This window comes from Nitrospira sp. BLG_2, assembly GCF_049222245.1.
Map to the genome: position 1 here is coordinate 1 of NZ_JBLYIG010000307.1, position 4,275 is coordinate 4,275.

Annotated in this window: 6 protein-coding genes; 3 read left to right on the forward strand and 3 right to left on the reverse strand. The window is 56.1% G+C overall.

The window, feature by feature from the left end; genetic code table 11:
- Nucleotides 1-308, forward strand: a 308-nt coding sequence (locus tag ACOSYY_RS08525; protein WP_421661841.1) for a TatD family hydrolase, incomplete at its 5' end; no start/stop codon positions are given.
- Here the strand turns inward: ACOSYY_RS08525 and ACOSYY_RS08530 are convergent.
- Nucleotides 295-816, reverse strand: a complete 522-nt coding sequence (locus tag ACOSYY_RS08530) for an NYN domain-containing protein (protein ID WP_421661842.1) — start codon at nt 814-816, stop codon at nt 295-297. The genes ACOSYY_RS08525 and ACOSYY_RS08530 overlap by 14 nt on opposite strands.
- Before the next feature lie 125 nt (nt 817-941).
- On the opposite strand from ACOSYY_RS08530, the gene ACOSYY_RS08535 reads away from it, so the two are divergent.
- On the forward strand, nt 942-2,225 hold the full coding sequence (locus ACOSYY_RS08535) for an N-acetylmuramoyl-L-alanine amidase family protein (protein ID WP_421661843.1): 1,284 nt from the start codon (nt 942-944) through the stop codon (nt 2,223-2,225).
- Between the two features lie 31 nt (nt 2,226-2,256).
- Nucleotides 2,257-2,994 carry a tRNA pseudouridine(38-40) synthase TruA gene (gene truA / locus ACOSYY_RS08540; protein ID WP_421661844.1) on the forward strand — a complete coding sequence of 246 codons (738 nt, stop codon included), beginning with the start codon at nt 2,257-2,259 and terminating at the stop codon, nt 2,992-2,994.
- Nucleotides 2,995-3,577: 583 nt separating this feature from the next.
- Here truA and ispF read toward each other — a convergent pair.
- Both ispF and ACOSYY_RS08550 read right to left on the reverse strand, forming a co-directional pair.
- The gene (gene ispF / locus ACOSYY_RS08545; RefSeq protein WP_421661845.1) at nt 3,578-4,063 is read right to left on the reverse strand and encodes a 2-C-methyl-D-erythritol 2,4-cyclodiphosphate synthase; all 486 of its coding nucleotides are present in this window, start codon (nt 4,061-4,063) and stop codon (nt 3,578-3,580) included.
- Nucleotides 4,060-4,275, reverse strand: a 216-nt coding sequence (locus ACOSYY_RS08550; RefSeq protein WP_421661846.1) for a 2-C-methyl-D-erythritol 4-phosphate cytidylyltransferase, incomplete at its 5' end; no start/stop codon positions are given. The genes ispF and ACOSYY_RS08550, both read right to left, overlap by 4 nt.

Genomic DNA, 4,275 nt, shown 5'->3' on the forward strand with positions numbered 1-4,275 from the left:
TTTCCGGCGATAGCCGGCTGGCTCAAGAAGCGTTGGATCTGGGGTTCTACCTGTCGTTTTCGGGAATTCTGACGTTTCAGAATGCGGCGCCCTTGAGAGAGATCGCTAAAAATACTCCTCTCGATCGTGTATTAATCGAAACTGATTGCCCATATCTCACTCCGGTTCCTTACCGGGGAAAACGCAACGAACCGGCCTATGTATCTCAGGTGGTCAAGCAACTTGCGGCGCTCCATCCCGAACTTTCCCCGGATGAGGTCCAACAAACAACCACCGTGAACGCCAGGCGGCTGTTCAAAATCGCCTGAGCCGTCGAACTCGCTGCCTTTGTGCCTTTGGGAGCTTGCGAGGATTTCCCTTCTTCTCCGGTCCGCGCTTTGGACGATCGTCGTGCTCAACGTCAAGTTCTTTGTTCGGTAAAGCGCCGGTCGCTGGAGACAGCGCCCGGAGCTTCCGCATGAACTCGTGAGATCCCATGACAAAGGCGCCATGGACTCTGGCAGCATTCACGATCTCATGATCGGAACTGACGACCGCACAGTCCGCCCCATACTCCCGCGCCAGCCGTTGGATGACCTGATCCGCCCGCTCACCGCGTTTTGAATAGATTACCTGGACTCCGGCACGATGCTCCCGCTGTTCCGATGACCTGCCTTGCTGCCAGCCGTCGAATACGACGGTAATGAGGTGATGCTTTCTATGCCTATAGGCCGCGAGATCATGCACCAACGTTTCGCGGGCTGATTCAAGATCTCCGGAAAGGTTTCCGGCACTCGCCAGCAAATTATATCCATCGACGATCAGATGCGTCGGCATACCTCACGCTATCGTGGTCATGAGCGGACAGTCAATCCGAATCCCGCATAGCCAACCGGTGTAATTCTTGACAAGGCGGCGGACATCTGAGAATAGTTTCACATTAGTCTTCTACCGAAAAGCCCATGCAAGCACGAAAGCCTCGGCTGCTTTCAATCAGGCCCCTCGCCCTTCTCTCGTCCGGTGCCATCTTCCTCCTGTCCACGTACGGGATCCTGATCCCTGCGGCTTGGGCCTGGTCTCCCGATGATCACCGCCCTCTGCCGGTGATGTCATCGAAACAAAACCGCGTCAGAGGAACGGCGGCTTCCCTTGCCCCCGTTACCGTTCGTAATGTCCGGGTGATGGCGACCCCGGAGAGAATCAGGCTAGTATTGGATCTCGATCGCCATACCACTGTCATCGAGCAACGAGCAGCCGATGCGAGTCGCGTGGTCATCGCCCTTCCTCACGCATTGCTCAGTCAACCGGCGCAAATCAAGGTCACGAATGGGACCATCCCGCCGCCTTTCATCGTCACCGAACTGCCGCCGCACGCCGTCGCTGTATCTCTTCCAATCACATCGTTCCGGACCTATAAACAGTTCACGCTTTCCCATCCGCCTCGCTTGGTCATCGACGTGACCCCGCCCATCGAACAAGACCTTCCTTATGCACTTGACCCGCACGAAGTCTCTCAGCGGTCGGATTCTACCGTCTCGCAATCCGTGACGCCGCGCGGTAAGGGATACACGACCATTGTGATCGACCCGGGCCATGGCGGGAAAGATCCAGGCGCACGAGGTCTCCGAAGGACCGAGGAGAAAGATATTACGCTCAAGGTCGCGCTCCAGCTTCGTGAGCTCCTAAACCGGCAGTCCGGCGTGCGCGTGTTGATGACCCGGGACCGTGATGTGTTCATTGAGCTGGGAGATCGGGCCAAGTTTGCGAACAACAACGAAGCCGATCTCTTTGTCTCCATTCATGTCAACTCTCATCCGTCACGCGCGGTCAAAGGGATTGAAATCTATCACTTCGGAGAAGCCAAGGATCAGCGAGCTCTCGAGGTCGCGGCACGGGAAAACGGCACCCCGATTAGCAACACCGGGGTCGGATGGGAATACCTCGTGGCGGATCTCTTAACGACGAAGAAGATCGAGGAGTCCCTGGAACTTGCTTGGAACGCGAAAGAAGCAATGGTCTCCCAAATGAACGGGCAATACGCGCTCAACGACCATGGCGTCAAGACGGCGCCCTTTTATGTCTTGAGGTTTACCAGTATGCCCAGCATCCTGGCCGAGATCGCCTATATTTCCAACCCTGACGAAGAAGATCTCCTCAGGAAACCGGCATTCGTCCGAGATGTCGCTCAATCCCTCTACCATGGCATTGTTTCGTTCCTTTCCAATAATCGGCCGGACATCCGGTGATCGTATCGCGCATCGTCCATCCGCGTGCTTCATGTCCATCATCAAACTGATTCTCGAATACGACGGCACGGCTTACGCAGGCTGGCAACGCCAGCCCGGCCGGCCGACGATTCAAGAAGCCGTCGAAGCGGCCATCGCGGGCGTCACTCAAATCAACGCAACGGTCATCGGCGCCGGACGCACTGATGCGGGAGTTCATGCCCTGGGGCAGGTCGCGAGCTTCCGTATCGATCGTGACATGACACCCAGAGGATGGACCAGGGCACTGAACGCCCATCTCCCAAAGAGCATTGTGGTGCGATCAGCCGCGCTCATGCCCGACACATTCCACGCGAGGTACTCGGCCCAAGGCAAATTGTACGAATATCGAATTCTGAATCGACCGGAGCGTCCGGCGGTTGAGCGAGACTATTGCTGGCATATCCATCAACCTCTCGACGACGCGGCCATGACTCACGCGGGACTCGCCCTGATCGGCTCGCACGATTTCTCTTCGTTCCAGACCCAACCCACCGACAACGACGATCCCATGTGCCATCTGCGTCAATTCACCGTGTTGCGTGAAGGCGATCGGCTGCGAATCGAAGCCTATGCCGACCGATTCTTGAAGCAAATGATCCGTTCGATCGTCGGGACACTCGTGGAGGTCGGCTTGAACAGACGTACACCGGAGAGCCTAAGGACGATCCTCAATGCGCGCAACCGCTCGGCTGCGGGTAAAACAGCTCCCCCGCAGGGACTCTTCTTGATGCGGGTCGACTACGATTGACTCTTGTCCCATTCATATTACAAACGATTACGTGTCGCTTTTGTTATGATGCCGTCCAGGCTTGCCTCTGGCTTCTTCGAATAAAAGAAATCCAGCAAGGTGACTTCCTTGCGTACTCGCACTTGGGTGGCTTGTTCTCAGCTTTGGAGGGCATCGTCCGCCACGGCGCACCTCCCCAGCAGATGAGGACCTGCAACAAACAGACGATGTGAAGGAGTTTAGCGAGGGAAAGACGAGAAGGGTAAGACGTTTATGGAGGAATGTCTCTCTGCCAAGCCGGAGAAAACGGCAAATGGCAAAGAGATTCAGCAGAAGGGAAGAAAACTGAAGAGTAAGGTGACCCCGTGATCGATAAAAAAGCCGGTCCTGATTTCTTCGGAAAGATGGATCTCCACACCGGTCATCCAGCGGGCCAATTGCGAAATAATCCGAGGAAGATCGGAACAGCGCGTACTTCAGTTAGCGAGCGAGGCGATACGCCAGAAGCGCATGGATCCAGCGTAGGCGAGAATCACTTCCAGCTTGTTGGTCGCAGCCGGTCCCCGTCAAAGACCGCCTGGAGGCCTTGAAATCATACCCTCCATTAAACCGGTTCGATCAAACAAACGGCGTGAGCGATCATCCCCTCTTCGCGCCCGACTGCATCCAATCCTTCCCCGCTTTTTACCTTTACATTGACCAGATCCGTATCGATGCCGGCGGCCTCCGCTATGTTCTTCTGCATTGATGGAAGATGCGGGCCAAGCCGGGGGGCCTGAGCCACAATCACGGTATCGATGTTTCCCACCCGATAGCCCTTCGCTTTCAGCTTCGCCATGACGTCTACCAACAGTTTCAAGCTGGAAATCCCTTTATACTTGGTGTCGGAACTTGGATAATGCCGGCCGAGATCGCCCTCCCCCATCGCCCCCAATAAGGCATCGCAAATCGCGTGAACAAGGACGTCGGAATCGGAATGGCCGAGCAATCCTTTTGTGTGTGGGACTTCCATTCCGCCCAAGATCAATTGGCGGTCCGCGCCGAGCGGGTGGACATCGTAGCCATAGCCGATGCGAGACCCTTTCTTCATACTGATCCTTTCATGCCGCGAGATCGCCGCGATGCCAAGATGGCTTCGCCGATCACCATGTCTTCCGGTCTCGTGACCTTGATGTTTTCGCCGCTTCCTTCGACTACACTCACTGGATGTCCGGCCCACTCGATGAGATACGCGTCGTCGGTTGCGCGTATTCCTTCAGCATGAGCCTTTCGATGGGCCGCCAACAGCCAATCGCGACGGAA

Excerpts from the sequence above, each read along its gene's own strand:
- ACOSYY_RS08530 (WP_421661842.1), bottom strand. The coding sequence starts at position 816 with ATGCCGACGCATCTGATCGTCGATGGATATAATTTGCTGGCGAGTGCC.
- ACOSYY_RS08535 (WP_421661843.1), top strand. The coding sequence starts at position 942 with ATGCAAGCACGAAAGCCTCGGCTGCTTTCAATCAGGCCCCTCGCCCTT.
- truA (WP_421661844.1), top strand. The coding sequence starts at position 2,257 with ATGTCCATCATCAAACTGATTCTCGAATACGACGGCACGGCTTACGCA.
- ispF (WP_421661845.1), bottom strand. The coding sequence starts at position 4,063 with ATGAAGAAAGGGTCTCGCATCGGCTATGGCTACGATGTCCACCCGCTC.